At 55.1% G+C, this 1,295-nt stretch carries 1 protein-coding gene; it reads right to left on the reverse strand.

What is annotated here, in order from left to right:
• On the reverse strand, positions 1–1,295 hold a 1,295-nt coding region (locus tag C5S62_RS05385), incomplete at both ends, for a reverse transcriptase domain-containing protein (RefSeq protein WP_255400142.1).

Genomic DNA, 1,295 nt, shown 5'->3' on the forward strand with positions numbered 1-1,295 from the left:
GGTAATGGTCGGTCTCGTCAAGCAGAAAATTCGCCACGAGCTGCGAGGTGATGTTTCCGATCGGGAGGCCGTACCCCTCCGGCACGGTGAACAGGCTTTTGTTCGGAGGCAGTTCCTCCCACTTGCGCGGGTCGCCCTGTATGATGCACCCCTCCGCCGGGGAGTTGAGCAGAGTTACCTGCGTGAGGTAGACAAGCGTCTCCACGTCCGCGCACTTGTACCGCTCCCGGATGAAACGGCAGAGTTTATCCGTCACCATCGCCCGGTTTATCGACATGAAGAAACCTTTGAGGTCATATTTCAGAACCCAGCAGTCGCGGGTGTAGTTCTCGGATTTCTCGCGTATGGCCTCGTGCAGATGTTTCACGGCGGCAAGCGTACCCTTACCCTTGCGGCAGTTGAAACTCGCCGCGATGAACTGCGCCTCGAAAAGTGGCTCTATCCGCTGCGCGATCCACGTCTGCACTATCCTGTCCCGGAACATCGCCGCGAACACCTCCCGCAGCGTAGGCCATTCCACGAGGAACGTGATCGAGGGCTGCGGCCTGTACCGTCCGGCCTGTATCTCGTCGCGCAGTTTCAGCAGCCCGGCCTCGTAGTGTATCTCAAAGGCCGCAGCCGCCTCAGTCCACGCCTTGTTGCGGCGGCACTGATAATAGGCGGACAAAAGACTGTCGTAGCCTATGGCGATATGTTGTTCCGGTTGGTTGTTCATTTTCCGTTGAAATTCCGACACCGCCCGCACGTCGTGAGGGTAGTGTCTGATGTAGTCGTAGATGTCGCCATTGCAGTCGACAACCCACGAGCAGAGAGAATCGAAGACGGAACTTGACCACCAAACCTCACCACGCCCGTTAGGGGTCTGCCATTGTCCCTTGTCATTCTGATAAGGCAAAAGGTTAAAACCCTCCTCTCCGGCATCCATGTATTGCTGTATTATAGCATTAATCGCTGTGCGGTTCAGCCACATTATATACAGTTGTCCCGACGACGGAAGGAACCGTTGCTCGTCATAGTCCGACGGCGACGAGGCTGCCCATCGCGCTGCCGTGTGTGTCGGGCTGAAAGCGAGTATTTTTGCAGTGTTCATATTGCCGTCCATATCTGCACGGGCTTGCTTTTCTGCCGCTTCAGAATCCCATGGATAGTAACGCTTCTGAACATGATAATCAATCAGCGGGAAAAGAGTGTTACAATCGCGGCTGTCGCACCACACCATTGTTCCATCCGAAAGGTTGTTTTTGCCTATGGCAAATGTCGTTTCGGCGGTTGATACAAGAACGCCTATATACCAC

The sequence above is a fragment of the Prevotella sp. MGM2 genome (assembly GCF_002933955.1).
GTDB lineage: Bacteria > Bacteroidota > Bacteroidia > Bacteroidales > Bacteroidaceae > Alloprevotella.